14 protein-coding genes and 1 tRNA gene are annotated in these 16525 nt (G+C 72.6%); 7 read left to right on the top strand and 8 right to left on the bottom strand.

Annotated features, from left to right (window positions below; all coding sequences use genetic code 11):
• Positions 1–38: 38 nt before the first annotated feature.
• Entirely contained in the window at positions 39–1646 is a 1608-nt protein-coding gene (locus tag ACQP60_RS11800) for a GAF domain-containing sensor histidine kinase (RefSeq protein ID WP_429732511.1), read from the top strand.
• 24 nt (positions 1647–1670) lie between these two features.
• Here the strand turns inward: ACQP60_RS11800 and ACQP60_RS11795 are convergent, their stop codons facing one another.
• From ACQP60_RS11795 to ACQP60_RS11765, 7 genes are all read right to left on the bottom strand, one after another.
• Positions 1671–2321 carry a response regulator gene (locus tag ACQP60_RS11795; protein ID WP_429732508.1) on the bottom strand — a complete coding sequence of 217 codons (651 nt, stop codon included), beginning with the start codon at positions 2319–2321 and terminating at the stop codon, positions 1671–1673.
• 82 nt (positions 2322–2403) lie between these two features.
• Positions 2404–3786: an MBL fold metallo-hydrolase RNA specificity domain-containing protein gene (locus ACQP60_RS11790; protein WP_429732505.1), complete on the bottom strand. Its 1383-nt coding sequence runs from the start codon at positions 3784–3786 to the stop codon at positions 2404–2406.
• Between the two features lie 543 nt (positions 3787–4329).
• Positions 4330–4557: a helix-turn-helix domain-containing protein gene (locus ACQP60_RS11785; protein WP_429732502.1), complete on the bottom strand. Its 228-nt coding sequence runs from the start codon at positions 4555–4557 to the stop codon at positions 4330–4332.
• A 117-nt stretch (positions 4558–4674) separates the two neighbouring features.
• Positions 4675–5895 carry a tyrosine-type recombinase/integrase gene (locus ACQP60_RS11780; protein ID WP_429732499.1) on the bottom strand — a complete coding sequence of 407 codons (1221 nt, stop codon included), beginning with the start codon at positions 5893–5895 and terminating at the stop codon, positions 4675–4677.
• 156 nt (positions 5896–6051) lie between these two features.
• Positions 6052–6128 (bottom strand) — tRNA-Val (locus ACQP60_RS11775).
• Between the two features lie 65 nt (positions 6129–6193).
• Positions 6194–6670 (bottom strand): peroxiredoxin, encoded by a 477-nt coding sequence (locus tag ACQP60_RS11770; RefSeq protein WP_429732497.1) that lies wholly within the window; start codon positions 6668–6670, stop codon positions 6194–6196.
• A 15-nt stretch (positions 6671–6685) separates the two neighbouring features.
• Positions 6686–7129 carry a DUF3052 domain-containing protein gene (locus tag ACQP60_RS11765; protein ID WP_429732726.1) on the bottom strand — a complete coding sequence of 148 codons (444 nt, stop codon included), beginning with the start codon at positions 7127–7129 and terminating at the stop codon, positions 6686–6688.
• A 365-nt stretch (positions 7130–7494) separates the two neighbouring features.
• On the opposite strand from ACQP60_RS11765, the gene aceE reads away from it, so the two are divergent.
• The gene (gene aceE, locus ACQP60_RS11760; protein WP_429732494.1) at positions 7495–10242 is read left to right on the top strand and encodes a pyruvate dehydrogenase (acetyl-transferring), homodimeric type; all 2748 of its coding nucleotides are present in this window, start codon (positions 7495–7497) and stop codon (positions 10240–10242) included.
• Positions 10243–10338: 96 nt separating this feature from the next.
• Here the strand turns inward: aceE and ACQP60_RS11755 are convergent, their stop codons facing one another.
• The gene (locus ACQP60_RS11755; RefSeq protein ID WP_429732492.1) at positions 10339–11013 is read right to left on the bottom strand and encodes a hypothetical protein; all 675 of its coding nucleotides are present in this window, start codon (positions 11011–11013) and stop codon (positions 10339–10341) included.
• 99 nt (positions 11014–11112) lie between these two features.
• Between ACQP60_RS11755 and ACQP60_RS11750 the strand changes: the two genes are divergently transcribed.
• The 5 genes from ACQP60_RS11750 to ACQP60_RS11730 all read left to right on the top strand — a co-directional run bounded on the left by ACQP60_RS11750 (position 11113) and on the right by ACQP60_RS11730 (position 16235).
• Positions 11113–12351 (top strand): PucR family transcriptional regulator, encoded by a 1239-nt coding sequence (locus tag ACQP60_RS11750; protein WP_429732490.1) that lies wholly within the window; start codon positions 11113–11115, stop codon positions 12349–12351.
• Between the two features lie 126 nt (positions 12352–12477).
• On the top strand, positions 12478–13458 hold the full coding sequence (locus tag ACQP60_RS11745) for an ACP S-malonyltransferase (RefSeq protein WP_429732487.1): 981 nt from the start codon (positions 12478–12480) through the stop codon (positions 13456–13458).
• Entirely contained in the window at positions 13455–14489 is a 1035-nt protein-coding gene (locus ACQP60_RS11740; protein ID WP_429732484.1) for a beta-ketoacyl-ACP synthase III, read from the top strand. The genes ACQP60_RS11745 and ACQP60_RS11740 overlap by 4 nt, the downstream gene beginning before the upstream one ends.
• 137 nt (positions 14490–14626) lie before the next feature.
• A complete protein-coding gene (locus tag ACQP60_RS11735) occupies positions 14627–14878 on the top strand; it encodes an acyl carrier protein (RefSeq protein WP_079574895.1) in 252 nt (83 codons plus the stop codon).
• Positions 14879–14981: 103 nt separating this feature from the next.
• Positions 14982–16235, top strand: coding sequence for a beta-ketoacyl-[acyl-carrier-protein] synthase family protein (locus ACQP60_RS11730; protein WP_429732480.1), 1254 nt, complete (start codon positions 14982–14984; stop codon positions 16233–16235).
• Positions 16236–16525: the final 290 nt, after the last annotated feature.

Below are 16525 nucleotides of genomic sequence, written 5' to 3'. Positions count from 1 at the left end.
GGAGCGCCGTCGAACCCCGGGCGCCCTACCCTCGAGAGGTGGACAAGACCTCGGCCGAGGTGCAGGACGCCGTCCTGCAGGCGGTCAGCGGTGTCGCCGCAGACTTCGACCTGCGCGACCTGCTGCTCGGCGTGGTGCGAGCCGCGTGCACGCTGTCCGGGGCACGCTACGGCGCCCTCGGCGTCATCGGGCGGTCCCGCCGCCACCTCGTCGAGTTCGTCACCGAGGGCGTCACCGACGAGGAGCGCGCACGGATCGGGCACCTGCCCACGGGCCGCGGCCTGCTGGGGCACCTCATCGTCCACCAGGAGGCGCTCCGGCTCGACGACCTGTCGCGACACCCGTCGTCGTCGGGCTTCCCGCCCGGGCATCCGCCCATGAAGACCTTCCTCGGCCTGCCCGTGAAGGTGCGCGGTCACGTCTTCGGCAACCTCTACCTCACGGACAAGACGACTGGCCCCGCGTTCACCGCCGACGACGAGCACGCCGTCACCGCGCTGGCGGGCCTCGCGGGCCTCGCGATCGACCATGCCAGGCTCCTCATGACCGCTGAGCGCCGCGCACGCTGGCTCGAGGCCGCGGCGACGACCCCGTCGGAGGTGCTGCGGGCGGCGGACACCGAGCAGGCCGTCGATGCCGTCCTCCGCGCGGCACTGCGTGCGTCGGAGGGCACGACGGCGTTGGCGATCGCCCCCGACGCCGCGCCCGACGCCCTCGGCACGTTCACCGTCCGCGCCGCGGCCGGGGACCTGAGCCGCGACCCCCGTCGCACGCTCGCCGACCTGCACCCGGCCCTCATGCTCGCGATGGCCAGCAGCCAGACCCGCTGGGCCGAGCTTCCCGGCGACGGCAGCGCCATCATGACCCGACTCTCCCTCGACACGATGACCCGCGGTGCCCTCGTCATCGTGCTCCCCCGACGTGCGTACGCGGAACATCTCGGCGAGGACTTCGACTTCGTGGCCAACTTCGCCGGCCAGGCGTCCCTGGTCCTGGAACGCCGCCACACCCGAGCCATGCAGCAGGAGATCGCCGTGCTCGCCGAGCGCAACCGGATCGCGCGCGACCTGCACGACGGCGTCACCCAGCGCCTCTTCGCGCTCGGCCTGCAGCTGCAGGCCGTCGAGCGGCAGTCCCCCCCTGGGGTCCGGGAGCGGCTGCGCACGGTGACGAACGATCTCGACGCCACGATCCGCGAGGTCCGCCAGTCGATCGCGGACCTGCGCCCGTCGGAACGCCAGCAGCACTCGATGCGCGCGAAGATCCAGGCCGTCGTGGCCGAGTACGGACGCGTCCTCGATTCCGAGCCCGTGCTCCGGATCGAAGGGCCCGTGGACACGCTGGTCGATCCGGCCCTGCGTCATCACGTCGTCGCTGTGCTGCGTGAGGGCCTCTCGAACGCGTCTCGGCACGCGTCGGCCAGCACCGTGCGCGTGAGCGTCGCCGCGACGCCGGGTGAGCTCGTCTGCACCGTCAGCGACGACGGGGTGGGCTTCGACCCGGCCGAGGCGCGCAGCGGCCTGGTCAACCTCGCCGAGCGCGCCGCCGAGCTCGACGGCACCTTCGAGATCACTGCCGGCGAGCCGCGCGGCAGCGTCCTGACCTGGCGCGTCCCGATCGCCACGCCTCCGCCCCGTCCGTCGTGACGGATGGGCGCGTCAGGGCGCGGTTCACCGCTCGCGGGTACCTCCGAGCAGCCTCGTCGCGAGCACCGCGGCCTGCGTCCTGGACTCGAGGTCGAGCTTGGTCAGGATGTTCGAGACGTAGTTCTTCACGGTCTTCTCCGACAGGAACATCCGAGCCCCGATCTGCCGGTTGGTCATCCCCTCGGCGATGAGGGTCAGCACCTTGTGCTCCTGGTCGCTGAGGGCCGCCAGGGCCGGTGCCTCTGCGGGACCCGCACGGAGCCGCTCCAGCACACGCGACGTCAACGCCGGGTCGATCAACGACTGCCCCGCCGCGACGCGACGCACCGCGTCGATCACGTCCGAGCCGGTGATCACCTTCAGCAGATAGCCGGAGGCCCCCGCCATGATGGCCGAGAACAGGGCCTCGTCGTCGTCGTACGACGTCAGCATCAGGGCACGCAGCTCTGGCATCGTGGAGTGCAGCTCCCGGCACACCTCGATCCCGGAGCCGTCCTGCAGCCGGACGTCGAGCAGCGCCACGTCCGGCCGGCACCGCGGGATCTGCTGGAGCGCCTCGCGGGCCGAGCCCGACTCGCCGACGACCTCGAAGCCGCCCTCCGCCTCGAACAGCCCTTCCAGCCCGCGGCGCACCAGCTCGTGGTCGTCGAGGAGATACACCCGCACCGGCCCCATGACCCCGTTCTACCCCCGTGCCACGACGGCCACCAACGCTGCCGACGAATCGCCTGCGGGGACGACGCCAGGGCGCTTTCCGTCAGTCCACCAGGACCCGCTCGCCGAGCCGGGGCACGACGGCGACACAACCGACCTCGTCGCGGATCCGGTCCGCCAACGCGGTCGACGCGTGGAGCTCGCCGTGCACGACGTAGACCACGTCGGGCGGCTCGCGCATCTGCTTCACCCAGCCGACGAGCTCGCCCGCGTCGGCGTGGACGGAGAATTCCTCGTCCTCGACGACCTCCGCCCGCACCGGCACGTACCGGCCCATCATCTTCAGCTCGCGGGCGCCGTCGTGCAGCATCCGGCCTCGGGTGCCGGCCGCCTGGTAGCCCGTCAGCACGACGCAGTTCCGGCGGTCCGGGAGCAGATGGCGCAGGTGGTGGACGACGCGTCCGCCCGATGCCATGCCCGACGCGGAGACGATGACGCAGGGCTGCGCCGTCGAGTTGAGAGCCTTCGACTCCTCCGGGGTGCGCGCCGCGTGCAACGACGGGAGATCGACCAGGCTCGACGACCCGGGGCGCAGCTCGCCTGCGACCTCCGCCCGCCCGTAGACGTCGAGGGCCGCGAGCGCCATCGGGCTGTCGACGTACACCGGGACCGGGGGGATCTGCCCCTCGCGGATCATCGTGGACAACGCGTGCAGCACCAGCTCCGTGCGGTCGACGGCGAACGCGGGCACGAGCACCACTCCGCCGCGGCGGATCGTGCGCCGGACGGCGTCAGCGAACGCCGCGTGCGATCGCACTGGGTCGACGTGCTCGCGGTCGCCATAGGTGGACTCGATCACCACGGTCCGTGCCGACGGCGGCTCGCCGCGCGAGCGCAGCACCGGATGCTGCGTACGGCCAAGGTCTCCGGAGAACAGGACCCGCGACTCCCCGACGCGGGCCAGCACGCTGGCCGAGCCCAGCACGTGGCCGGCTCGGACGAGCCTGATGCCGAACTCCTCGCTCAGGTCGACGTCGACGTCGAACGGCACCGCCTCGAACCGGCCGATCGCTCGCTCGGCGTCCGCCACCGTGTACAGCGGAAGCGGCGGGTCGTGGTGGGACCAGCCCGAGGCATGTGCGAGGGCGGCGTCCCGCTCCTGCAGGTTCCCGCTGTCGCGCAGCACGATCGCGGTGAGCGCGGCGGTGCCCTCGGTCATCCAGATCGAGCCTCGGTACCCGTCCCGGACGAGCACCGGTATGTACCCGCAGTGATCCAGGTGACAGTGCGTGAGGACGACGCCGTCGATCGTCTCTGGCGTGGCGGGGAAGGGATCCCAGTTCTTCCGCCGCCACTGTCGCTCACCTTGGTAGAGGCCGCAGTCGACCAGGAGCCGCCGATCGCCACGCTCAAGCAGGAAGCGGCTCCCCGTGACCGTTCCGGCGGCACCGAGAAACGTCAGTGCGACGGGCGCACGCTCGCTCATGAGTGCTCCTCAGCTTGCCTCGGCGTTCCAGCGTTCGCCCCCCGCCTGCCCGAGCGGAAGTGCTGAAGGTCCTCAGGGCGTCCGGGTCGCAGTGGGCCATCTGGCCCTGGTCCTAGCTTCCGTCGGGCGCGTGCTCGGGCTGCCGAACCTCGAGGAACGTCCGCGCTGACTTCTCCCCGTACGCACGCTGACCTGCATAGACGTCTGCTCGCGGGGTGCGTACGGGGTCGCTACCCCGTACGTTTTCGGTAACGCACTCGAGGGACGATCCGCGCATGGAGCGAACCATCATGCCGACTCGGCACCCCAGTCGCGGCGCTGCGGCACGGCACGGGAGCCTCTCCGCGGAACCTCCCGGCACCGCGATTTGCGGGGATCCCACGGTGGTGCGGACTCCACACCACCGTGGGACCTGCGTGTTTACTGTTTCGCGTCCCGAGGGCGCTCCGTGTCCGCGAGGACTCGATCGCGCGCAGGGATGCGGGATCGCAGGCGGGCATGACGTCGAGACGCGCGGACATCCACGGCCGCGCTGCCCAACTGTCACGCCCCGAACCGCCCCCTCGAGGCCGGGATGGCCACCGCGAGTCGCTCGCGCAACTCGTCGAGGTCGACGCGGATGAGCCTGCCGACGCGGTAGCCGGTGACGGTGCCGTCCGCGATGCGACGGCGGATCGTCTTCACCGAGACGCTGAACTCCTCTGCCGCGGCGGCGAGGGCGACGAGTCTCCCGTGGCCGCGTGCCCGCCTCTGTACCTCTGCCGATCGCATGGTCTGCTCCTTCCTGGGCGGTGCGCTCGCACCGCCTCTCACGACTCAGGTGTGCACTCGTTGCCACGCGTGGACTCCGGCTCCGACAGCACGACGACGCTCCCCAGCAATGCGGCCTCATCGCCCCGACGCCGCGCCGCGTGCACGCCGCGCGGCCAGCTCGTCCTCGCGAGCCATGGCCGCCATGCGCTCGGCGATCATGCGGTCGCGGTCGGCGGCGGCGTGCTGGTAGATCATCGCGACCCGTGCCTCGGAGTGCCCGGCGCGGTGCATCAGCTCGGCGGTGGTTGCGCCCGCTCGGGCCGCCATGGTCAGACTGGTATGCCGCAGGTCGTGCGTGCGCACATCCGGCAGCCCCGCCTTCTCCCGGGCGCGGATCCATGCGTACCGCCAGGTGCCTTCCGGCAGCACTCCCCCGGACCTGCCGGGGAACAGCAGCCCGTCGCGACCGGGCTGGGCGAACCGCTCGATGTGGGCCTTCAGGACGAGCGCCAGCTCCTCCGGGATCGCGACGGTCCGGTACCCGGCCTCGGTCTTCACCCGCCCGACGACGGCGTTGATGCCCTTGCCGCCCTGCGAGACGTTCTGCGCCACGCTGACGGACGCCGACGCCGGGTCCCGAAGGTCCACGTCCCGCCGCCGCAGCGCCCGGGCCTCGCCGATCCGCAGCCCCGTCCAGCTCAGCAGGTCGGCCAGCGCCCGCAGGTGCTCGGGCAGGGCTTGGGCGAGCGCCTGGACCTCTGCCGCGCTGAGCAGCACCGGCTGCCGCTGTCGCTTGTGCCGGCCGCCGGCGACCACGCGTGCGGGCGAGGCGTCGATGAGCCCGCGGGCGATAGCCGCCTTGAACACCGCCGACAGGAACTTGTAGGTCTGTGCGGCCTCTCCCGAGCCGTCGGTCGTCCGGTTCGCCTTCCGGGCACGCGCTCGCAGGTCCTTCTTGAGTCGCGCGTGCCAGGCCGCGACGTCGGCGACAGTGACCTCGTCGAGGTACTTGGTGCCGATCGTCGGGTCGATGTGGACCCGCAGAATCCGCGAGTAGTCCCGCAGCGTGCCCGGCGCCAACGTGCGGCCCTCGATGTACTCGGCGGACCACTCGCTCAGCGTGAGGCGCTCGACGACGGCGTCGCGCCCATTCGGCGGAAGCCACTCGCCGCGCTCGATGAGCCGGCGCTCGTCGGCCAGCCACGCCTCGGCCGCCATCCGGTCGCCGAAGGTCCGCGTGTGTCGACCGAGGTCTGGTCCCCAGTACCGCGCACGCCAGCCGGTCACCTTGCCGGTGCTCCGGCTGCGGCGCGCCTCGAGCTCGCCGAACGGCCTTCGCGACGTTGGTCGAGCCACGTCATTCACCTCCCTCAGCGAGGAAGGTGTGCCGTCGGCACCAGAACCCTGTGGGGGTCTGGTGGGGGTAGGAATGGCCCTGTGGGGGTAGAACTGTCCACTCGCGTCCACGAGCGGTCGGAGCAAAGGTGCAGGTCAGGACCGCAAAATCAAGGATGGTGGGCCCGGAGGGACTCGAACCCCCGACATCCACGGTGTAAGCGTGGCGCTCTGACCAGCTGAGCTACAGGCCCTGGACAGCGCAGCAAAGAATACCCGGCGGAGACCACCTCGCCGGACGCCGCGCTGGCCGCGTCGGTCAGATCTCGGCGAGCGCCTCGCGGTAGGCCTCGAGGTCGCGCCGCTGCCCGCGCGGGTTGACCATCGACCATCGCACGATCCCGTCGGCGTCGACGAGGAAGGTGCCGCGCAGCGCGTGGCCGCTGGTGGGGTCGAAGACCCCGTAGGCGTCGGCGACGGCGCCGTGGGGCCAGAAGTCGCTGAGCAGGTCGAAGCCGAAGCCCTCCTGCTCGTGCCAGGCCTTGAGCGTGAACACCGGGTCGGTGGAGACTCCGAGCAGCCGCACCCCGGCCGCCTCGAAGTCCTCGATGTTGTCGCGCAGCTCGCACAGCTCGCCGGTGCAGATGCCGGAGAACGCGAACGGGAAGAACACCAGCAGCACCGGCTCGCCGCGCAGGTCCGCGAGGTGCACGGGGGTGCCGTGCGTGTCGGGCAGCGTGAAGTCGGGCGCGGGGTCTCCCGCGCGCCAGCGCACCTCGGGGGCTGAGACCGTCACAGGCGGGTCACCGGGTCAGCGCCCGCGGCCGCGGTTGGCCAGCTTCGTGGCCGACCAGTCGGGCGCGACGGCGAACGTGCTCGTGGCGTGCAGGCCGGCGGTGGTCGCGGCCTCCTGGATCTCGTCGTGCGCCACATGACCGTCGCGCCCCGGCTTCGGCGTTAGCAGCCAGATGAGGCCGCCGTCGTCGAGCACCGTCAGGACGTCGACGAGCAGGTCCGTGAGGTCGCCGTCGTCGTCCCGCCACCACGCGATCACGCCGTCGGTCACGTCGTCGTAGTCCTCGTCGACGAGCTCGCCGCCGACCAGGGCCTCGATGTCGGCCCGCAGCGCGTCGTCGACGTCGTCTCCCCACCCGAACTCCTGCACCACCTGGCCGGTGGTGAACCCGAAGCGTGCTGCCGGGGATTCCGCCTGCTTACCCACTTTGGACCTTCGTTCCTCTCCGTCGGACGTCATGCTCAGCCGCGCGGACCGCGCGCGGGCGGTCGTCACTCGTGTGCGCCAACGTAGTCCACCGGACGCGGCGGCGCCCGGCAACCCCTTCGTCCCACCGTTTGCCAGTACCCGGGGTATCACCTGGCGATCGCCGGGCCCGGGGAGTGATCTCGGCAACATCCGCGGGGTCGGCATGACGTAGATCACGGATCCTTGACCGCCCGATGGTGTTCCCCCGGCCCGTCTGGGGACACAATGAGTGATGACCACCCGTTCGTGGTCCGCACCGTCGCGACCACGCGTCGCGGTGCCCTCACGACGGGATGCCTGACACGGACCGCGGCGGCGACCACGTGCTGCCCGTCCGAAGAAGAGAGAGGTTGCTGGTGGCTTCGTACGACGAGACCGGACCGTTGATCAACGGCCTGCTCAGCGCCGTCCCGGACATCGACCCCGCCGAGACCGGCGAGTGGGTCGAGTCGTTCGACGGCCTGATCGACGACAAGGGCGGCCCGCGGGCCCGCTACGTCATGCTCAACCTGCTGCGTCGCGCGCGGGAGCGCAACGTGCACATCCCCGCGACGCTGGCGACGCCCTACGTCAACACGATCGCCGTGCACGACGAGCCGTACTTCCCGGGCGACGAGGCGATGGAGCGGCGCTACCGCTCGTGGATCCGCTGGAACGCCGCCGTCATGGTGACGCGCGCCCAGCGCCCCGAGATCTCGGTTGGCGGCCACATCTCCTCGTACGCGTCGGTGGCGACGCTCTACGAGGTGGGCCTCAACCACTTCTTCCGCGGCAAGGACCACCCCGGCGGCGGCGACCAGGTGTACTTCCAGGGGCACTCCTCCCCCGGCCAGTACGCCCGCAGCTTCCTCGAGGGCCGCATGTCGGCGGAGACGCTCGACGGGTTCCGCCAGGAGAAGTCGCACGCCGGCGGCGGCCTGCCCTCGTACCCGCACCCGCGCATGCTGCCGGACTTCTGGGAGTTCCCGACGGTCTCCATGGGCCTCGGCCCGGCGTCGGCGATCTACCAGGCGTGGACGAACAAGTACCTGCACAACCGCGGCATCAAGGACACCAGCCAGCAGGACGTCTGGGCGTTCCTCGGCGACGGCGAGATGGACGAGCCGGAGTCGCGCGGCATGCTCCAGCTCGCGGCCCACCAGGGGCTCGACAACCTGACGTTCGTCGTGAACTGCAACCTGCAGCGCCTCGACGGCCCGGTCCGCGGGAACGGCAAGATCATCCAGGAGCTGGAGGCCCAGTTCAAGGGCGCCGGCTGGAACGTCATCAAGGTGATCTGGGGCCGCGAGTGGGACGCCCTGCTCAACGCCGACAAGGACCGCGCGCTGGTCAACCTCATGAACGCGACGCCCGACGGCGACTACCAGACGTACCGCGCGGAGTCCGGCGCGTTCATCCGCGAGCACTTCTTCGGCCGCGACCCGCGGACGAAGGCCCTCGTCGAGAACATGACCGACGACGACATCTGGAACATGAAGCGCGGCGGTCACGACTACCGCAAGATCTACGCGGCGTACTCCGCGGCCCGCGCCCACACGGGCCAGCCGACGGTCATCCTCGCGCAGACGGTCAAGGGCTACGCCCTCGGCTCGAGCTTCGCCGGCCGCAACGCCACGCACCAGATGAAGAAGGTCAAGAACTCCGACCTCAAGGCGCTGCGCGACAACCTGCACATCCCGCTGACGGACGAGCAGATCGACGCCGACCCGTACCTGCCCCCGTACTACCACCCGGGCATGGACGACGAGGCGATCCAGTACATGCTGGAGCGCCGCCGGCACCTGGGCGGCTTCCTGCCCGAGCGCCGCTCGACGCCGAAGCCGCTGACGCTGCCGGAGCCGAAGGCCTACGAGATCCTCAAGAAGGGTTCGGGCACCCAGCACGTCGCCAGCACGATGGCGTTCGTCCGCCTGCTCAAGGACCTCATCAAGGACAAGGAGTTCGGCAAGCGCATCGTGCCGATCATCCCCGACGAGGCCCGCACGTTCGGTCTGGACGCGATCTTCCCCAGCGCGAAGATCTTCAACACGCAGGGGCAGAACTACCTCGCCGTGGACCGTGAGCTCATGCTGAGCTACAAGGAGTCCGAGGCCGGGCAGATCATGCACACCGGCATCAACGAGGCCGGCTCCGCCGCCGCCTTCCAGTCCGTCGGCACGTCGTACGCGACGCACGGCGAGGCCATGGTGCCGGTCTACATCTTCTACTCGATGTTCGGCTTCCAGCGGACCGGCGACCAGTTCTGGGCGGCGGGCGACCAGCTCGCCCGCGGCTTCATCATCGGCGCCACCGCCGGTCGCACCACCCTGACGGGTGAGGGCCTGCAGCACGCCGACGGGCACTCGCCGCTCATCGCCGGCACCAACACGGCGATGGTGCAGTACGACCCGGCGTACGGCTACGAGATCCGCCACATCATGCGTGACGGCATCGAGCGCATGTACGGCGACGGGTCCGACGGGCGCGACCAGAACGTCATGTACTACCTCACGGTGTACAACGAGCCGATGATCCAGCCGGCGGAGCCGGAGGACGTGGACGTCGAGGGCATCCTGCGCGGCATCCACCGGATCTCGACGTCCGACGTCGAGGGCCCCAAGGCCCAGCTCCTCGCCTCCGGCGTGGGCGTGCCGTGGGCGCTCGAGGCGCAGCAGCTCCTCGCCGAGGACTGGGGCGTGTCGGCCGACGTGTGGTCGGTGACCTCCTGGAACGAGCTGCGTCGTGACGCGCTCGCCGCGGAGAAGGACGCGCTGGTCGACCCGGCCGCCGAGCCGCGCACCCCGTACGTGACGCAGAAGCTGTCGGGCGCCCAGGGGCCGTTCGTCGCCACCAGCGACTACGACCACCTGGTGCCGGACCAGATCCGCGCGTGGGTGCCGGGCGACTACGCGGTGCTCGGGGCGGACGGCTTCGGCTTCTCCGACACCCGTGCGGCCGCGCGGCGCTACTTCCTCATCGACGGGCCGTCGATGGTCGTGAAGACGCTGCAGCAGCTCGCCCGTCGTGGCGAGGTCCCGGCCGACGTCGTCGCCAAGGCGGTCGAGAAGTACCGCCTGCTCGACGTCAACGCCGGCACGTCCGGCGTCGCGGGCGGCGACAGCTGACGCCGAGGTAGCACGCACGACGAAGCCCCGCCCGCCGGTCGATCCGGCGGGCGGGGCTTCCTGCTGTCGTCACGAGGTCGCCCCTCGGGTCCGCGCTCAGGTGGCCGAGGTCTGCTCCCGGGCGGCGACGACGCGGCCCAGCTCCGCCCGCAGGTCCGCGGTGCCGGGGTGCAGGGCGAGCGACTCGAGGTGCTGGCGCGCCTCGCCGATGCGTCCCGCCTCGAGGGCGGCGAGCACGAGCTGCCGCCCCACCTCGGGCGTGTGCTCGCGGGCGCGCCAGTGCCCGATGCCGAGGCCCAGCGCCTCGGTCGGCATGCCGGCGTCGCGCAGGATCGCGAGGCCCTCGGCCAGCGCCTCGCCGCCCGCGTCGCGCTCGGCCGCGGTGGCGAGGCGGCGAGCCGCGCCCTCCGGGTCGTCGGCGACGGAGAGGCGCCCGAGCTCGAGCAACGGGCGCCACCCGCGGGGGTGCCCGGCGAGCTCCTCCGCGAGCGACCACACGGCCAGGTCGGCGGCGCGCTGCTGCGCGGCCTCGTCGGCCGGGGCGGTGAGCGGGTCCTCCGCGTTCGGCGACTCGGCCGCGCGCCGGCGGACGATCTCCGCGAGGGCGTGGAAGGCGGCCGCGTCGTTGGGGTCGTCGGTGAGGATGGCCCGCAGGGCGTCCTCGGACACCGTGTCACCGTGCTCCTGCGAGGGCGAGGGCCGCCGCGCCGCCACCGTGGAGGCGGAGAACGGGCGGCGCAGCAGCTGCCGCAGCCGGGGCATGAGGGCCATGCCACCGACACTATCCAATGGCTCCCGCCGAGGCTCGGAGTCGCGCGGCCCTCGACGCCGTTTGTGCACTCCCCACAACCGCGCCCGTATCCTCGACCCATGACGAGCAGCGGCACCACGACCCCCGCGACCGACGGCACCGCCGGCCCCCAGGGCGCCACCGCGGCGGACGACGCCCACGTCTCCCGGGGCGAGAACGTGCAGCGCGTGCGCGAGGGCATGGGGCTGCTCACCTCGACCGCGATGCGCCGCCTCGAGGAGGAGGTGCACTGGTACCGGCAGCTGCCGGCGGAGGACCGCTCCTACGTGGCGCTGGTCGCGCAGTCCGGGATCAACGCGTTCGTGAGCTGGTTCGCCGAGCCCACGCCCACCCCGCACGGCGTGGGCGAGATGTTCGCCGCCGCGCCGCCGGAGCTCACCCGCTCCATCTCCCTGCAGCACACGCTGCAGCTCGTCCGCCTCATGGTCGACGTCGTGGAGCAGCACTCGGACGAGATCGCGGCCCCCGGCTACGAGCGCGAGCTGCGGGAGGCGGTGCTGCGCTACTCGCGCGAGATCGCGTTCTCGGCCGCCGAGGTGTACGCCCGCGCCGCCGAGGTCCGCGGCGCGTGGGACGCCCGCCTCGAGGCCCTGGTCGTGGACGCGCTGGTGCGCGGCGACGGCGGCGACGCGCTCCGCTCCCGCGTGTCCGCACTCGGCTGGAGCGGCCGCGGCCAAGCCCTCGTCGTCGTCGGGGAGGCGACGACGCGGCTCGACGACGTCCGCACGGCCGAGCTGCGGCGGCTCGCGCGCCGCGCCGCGGGCGACGCCCTGGTCGGCATCCACGGCGACCGGCTGGTGCTCGTGCTGGGCGGTGAGGGCGACCTCGTCGCCGCGGCCACGTCGCTCCTGGACCGGTTCGGCCCCGGGCCGGTGGTGATCGGCGCCGTCGTGCCCGACGTCTCCGACGCCGCGGCGTCGGCCGCCGCGGCCCTCGCGGGGCTCGCCGCCGCCCCCGCGTGGCCGCAGGCGCCGCGCCCCGTGCTGGCCGACGAGATCCTGCCGGAGCGGGTGCTCACCGGCGACGTCACCGCGCGCCGCACCCTCGTGGCCCAGGCGTACCGGCCCCTGCAGGAGGCGTCGGGCTCCGTGCTCGAGACCCTGTCGGCGTACCTCGGCACCGGTCGGTCGCTCGAGGCCGCGGCACGCCGCCTGTACGTGCACCCGAACACCGTGCGCTACCGGCTGCGCAAGGTCTCCGAGATCACCGGCTGGGACCCGCTCGACGCGCGGGAGTCGTTCGTCCTGCAGATCGCCCTGGCCCTGGGGCAGCTCGAGGGGGACCCGGGCGCCGTCTGAGCCCGGCGGGTGCGGTCACGGGCCCTCGCGGCACCCGCCGCCTTGGAGGATTCCCACAATCGCTCTCCGCCAGGTTCGTGCGCGTCGCGACGACGCGCCCCGGGCGCGGGGTGACACCGTGGGCAGGTGCTCGCCGTCGTCTGCCCTGGACAGGGCTCTCAGACCCCCGGGATGCTCAGCCCCTGGCTGGAGCTGCCCGGCACCGCCGACCTGCTCGACTCCTTCTCGGCCGCCGCCGGGACCGACCTCGCCCAGCACGGGACGACGTCGGACGCGGACACGATCCGCGACACCGCCGTGGCCCAGCCGCTCATCGTCTCGTCGTCGCTGCTCGCCCTGCGCGCGATCCTCGACGGGCGCCCCACGACGGAGGTCGTGGACGTCACCGCGGGCCACTCGGTCGGCGAGCTCAGCGCCGCGGCGGTCGCGGGCGCGCTCGACGACGCCGGCGCCGTCGGCCTGGTCTCGCACCGCGCCCGCGCGATGGCGGAGGCCGCCGCGGCCGCTCCGTCCGGGATGAGCGCCGTCGTCGGCGGTGACCCCGAGGAGGTCCTGGCCTCGATCGAGGCCGCCGGACTGTTCCCGGCCAACGTCAACGGCGGCGGCCAGGTCGTCGCCGCCGGTGACCTGGAGCGCCTCGCCGCGCTGGCCGCCGAGCCGCCGACGCGCGCCCGGGTCATCCCGCTCCAGGTCGCGGGCGCGTTCCACACGCCGTTCATGGAGACCGCGCGGGTCGCGTTCGAGCAGGTCGCCACCGGCTGGCTCGCGACCGACCCGCGCCTGCCGCTGCTGTCCGACGCCGACGGCGCGTCCTACGACACGCTCGCGGAGGGCTCGCACGGGCACGGGACCGCGAAGGACGTGCTCGCGCGCCTCTCCGCGCAGGTCACCGCGCCGGTGCGCTGGGACCTGTGCCAGGCGACGCTCGCCGACCGTGGCGTCACCGGCATCCTCGAGCTCGCCCCGGGCGGCGTCCTCACGGGCCTGGCCAAGCGCGCGCTCAAGGGCGTCGAGTCCGTCGCGGTGAAGTCCCCCGACGACGTCGAGGCGGCACGCGACCTCATCGCCCGCCACTCGGTCGCCGCGGGCGCCGGGACCCCCGCGTGAGCCAGGCCGTCCGGTCCCAGGCCGGACAGCGCCGCGCGCTGCGCCAGGCCGAGCCGGTCCGCTTCTCCCGGATCCTCGCGATCGCCGGCGAGCGGGGCGAGCGCGTCGTCACGAACGACGACGTCGCCGGCCCGATCGACTCCTCGGACGAGTGGATCCGCCAGCGCACCGGCATCGTCACCCGGCGGTACGCCGCCGCGGACGTCGACGTGCTCGACCTGGCCGAGGCGGCGGCGCGCAAGGCGCTCGACGCCGCCGGCCTCACCGGCGCGGACGTGGACGTGGTGATCCTGTCGACGGTGACGTACTTCCACCAGACGCCTGCGGGCGCCGCGGTGCTCGCCGAGCGCCTGGGCGCCACCCCGGCCGCGGCCTACGACGTCTCGGCCGCCTGCGCCGGCTACGCGTACGGGATCGGCCAGGCGGACGCGCTCGTGCGCTCCGGCGCCGCCCGGCACGTGCTGGTCATCGGCGCCGAGAAGATGTCCGACTTCGTCGACCCGACCGACCGCTCCATCTCGTTCCTCCTGGGCGACGGCGCGGGCGCGGCCGTCGTCGGGCCCTCGGACACCCCGGGCATCGGCCCGACCGTCTGGGGCTCGGACGGCGCGAAGTCGCAGGCGATCTCGCAGACGCGCGGCTGGCAGGACCTGCGCACGGAGCCGACGGCCGGCTGGCCGACGCTGCGCCAGGACGGCCCGACCGTGTTCAAGTGGGCCAGCTTCCAGATGGCCCCGATCGCGGCGAAGGCGATGGCGGAGGCGGGCGTCGAGCCCGAGGACGTCCAGGTCTTCGTGCCGCACCAGGCGAACATGCGCATCATCGACCAGCTCGTCAAGCAGCTCCATCTGCCGGACGGCGTCGTCGTCGCGCGCGACATCGCCGACACCGGCAACACGTCCGCCGCGTCGATCCCGCTCGCCACCGAGCGGCTCCTCGCCGAGGGACAGGCCCGCTCCGGCGACCTGGCCCTGCAGATCGGCTTCGGCGCGGGCCTCGTCTACGCGGCCCAGGTCGTGGTGCTGCCCTAGCCTCTGGTGCGACCCCGACGATCGACGGTTCTCGGTCGCCCGGGGTCGTGAGCGACCCCCGCGGTGCGGGACAATCGCACCGCAACACCCCACGGTGCCGGACGGCCGGTACCCCGTTTCAAGGAGAGACGCACCCCATGGCTTACACCTCCCAGGAGATCCTCGAGGGCCTCGCCGAGATCGTCGCCGAGGAGACCGGTCTGCCCACGGACGCGGTCGTGTCGGAGAAGTCGTTCACGGACGACCTCGACATCGACTCGCTGTCGATGATGACGATCGTGACCCACGCCGAGGACAAGTTCGGCGTCCGCATCCCCGACGACGAGGTCAAGAACCTCACCACGGTCGGCGACGCCGTCTCGTACATCGAGGGTGCGCAGGCCGCGTGACGTCGCGGGGCGCCCGCCCCGCCGCGCGGGCGGGCCGGTGACCCCGGCCCGCCCGGCACGTTGAACCACCCGTTCCCGCTCTCACCTCAGGAGTGACCCACCCATGACTGCCGCACCCGCCTCGCGCGACGTCGTCGTCACCGGCCTCGGCGCCACCACCCCCCTCGGTGGCGACGCCCCCAGCACCTGGGCTGCCGCCCTCGCGGGAGAGTCGGGCGCGCGCACCCTCGACAACGACTGGGCGGAGACGTACGGGATCCCCGTCACGTTCGCCGCCACGATCAAGGTCACCCCCGACCAGGTCCTCTCTCGGCCCGAGACCAAGCGCATGGACCCGTCCACGCAGTACGCGATGGTCGCCGCCCGCGAGGCCTGGCAGGACGCCGGCGCCCCCGAGGTCGACGGTGAGCGTCTCGGCGCGGTCGTCTCCTCCGGCATCGGCGGCATCTGGACCACCCTGGACGGCTGGGACACGCTCAAGGAGCGCGGCGCGCGCCGCATGCTCCCGATGACGGTGCCGATGCTCATGCCGAACTCCCCCGCCGCGTACGTGTCGCTCGAGTTCGGCGCCAAGGCCGGCGCCCACGCCCTGGTGTCCGCCTGCGCGTCGGGCGCCGAGGCGATCGGCTACGGCGTGGACATGATCCGCGCCGGCCGCGCCGACGTCGTCGTGTGCGGCGGCACCGAGGCGACGATCCACCCGATGCCGATCGCGGCCTTCGCCGCGTCGCGCACGCTCTCGCTGCGCAACAACGACCCGCAGGGCGCCTCGCGCCCGTACGACGTCGACCGGGACGGCTTCGTCATCGGCGAGGGCGCCGCGATCGTGGTGCTGGAGAGCGCCGAGCACGCGGCGGCCCGCGGTGCCCGCGTCTACGCGAAGATCGCCGGCGTCGGCCTGTCCGCCGACGCCTACCACATCACCTCCCCCGACCCCGAGGGCACGGGGCAGGTCTCCGCCATGCGCCGCTCGCTCGAGGACGCGGGCGTCACCTCCCGCGACGTCGTGCACGTCAACGCGCACGCGACGTCCACCAAGGTCGGCGACCTCACCGAGACCGCGTCGATCCGCACCCTCATGGGCGGCGAGGCCGACCACGTGCGCCTCTCGGCCACCAAGTCCATGACCGGTCACCTGCTGGGTGGCGCCGGCGCGCTCGAGACGCTGTTCACCGTCAAGGCGGTGCACGAGCGCCTCGCCCCGCCCACGATCAACGTGGCGAACCCCGACCCGGAGCTCCAGGTGCCGCTGGTGCGCGACACCCCGGAGAAGCTGCCCGACGGCGACATCGTCGCGCTCAACAACTCGTTCGGCTTCGGCGGGCACAACGTCGCCCTCACGGTGACGAGCGCCTGAGACGCCCGTTCCACCCCCCTCGCACGGTTCGCGAGGGTTGTCGCTGATGCCGGGAGATTTCACCCGGTGAAGTGCCTCCCTCGGCCTGCCCGAATGACCCGAGCAACCTAGGTTGGCGCCCGAGGCCACCAAGGTCGGTGAGCCGCGGGCCGGTCCAAGGGGGAGACCAGTGGGACGTTCACGCCGTCATTCGAGCCAGGGTCGTTCGACAGCTGACGGGATCGGGGCGGCTCCCCCGCCCCGATCCGGACGACGAGACCGCCACGATGCTCTGCGGCACGCCACCGCCG

It is taken from the genome of Isoptericola variabilis (genome assembly GCF_050311655.1).
GTDB classification, from domain to species: Bacteria; Actinomycetota; Actinomycetes; order Actinomycetales; family Cellulomonadaceae; genus Isoptericola; species Isoptericola variabilis.
This window is presented reverse-complemented; position numbering and strand designations above follow the sequence as displayed.

Bases quoted from the DNA above. Each gene is read 5' to 3' on its own strand.
- ACQP60_RS11730 (WP_429732480.1), top strand. From the start codon at position 14,982: ATGACTGCCGCACCCGCCTCGCGCGACGTCGTCGTCACCGGCCTCGGC.
- ACQP60_RS11765 (WP_429732726.1), bottom strand. From the start codon at position 7,129: ATGACGTCCGACGGAGAGGAACGAAGGTCCAAAGTGGGTAAGCAGGCG.
- ACQP60_RS11755 (WP_429732492.1), bottom strand. From the start codon at position 11,013: ATGGCCCTCATGCCCCGGCTGCGGCAGCTGCTGCGCCGCCCGTTCTCC.
- ACQP60_RS11790 (WP_429732505.1), bottom strand. From the start codon at position 3,786: ATGAGCGAGCGTGCGCCCGTCGCACTGACGTTTCTCGGTGCCGCCGGA.
- ACQP60_RS11795 (WP_429732508.1), bottom strand. From the start codon at position 2,321: ATGGGGCCGGTGCGGGTGTATCTCCTCGACGACCACGAGCTGGTGCGC.
- ACQP60_RS11750 (WP_429732490.1), top strand. From the start codon at position 11,113: ATGACGAGCAGCGGCACCACGACCCCCGCGACCGACGGCACCGCCGGC.
- ACQP60_RS11785 (WP_429732502.1), bottom strand. From the start codon at position 4,557: ATGCGATCGGCAGAGGTACAGAGGCGGGCACGCGGCCACGGGAGACTC.
- ACQP60_RS11735 (WP_079574895.1), top strand. From the start codon at position 14,627: ATGGCTTACACCTCCCAGGAGATCCTCGAGGGCCTCGCCGAGATCGTC.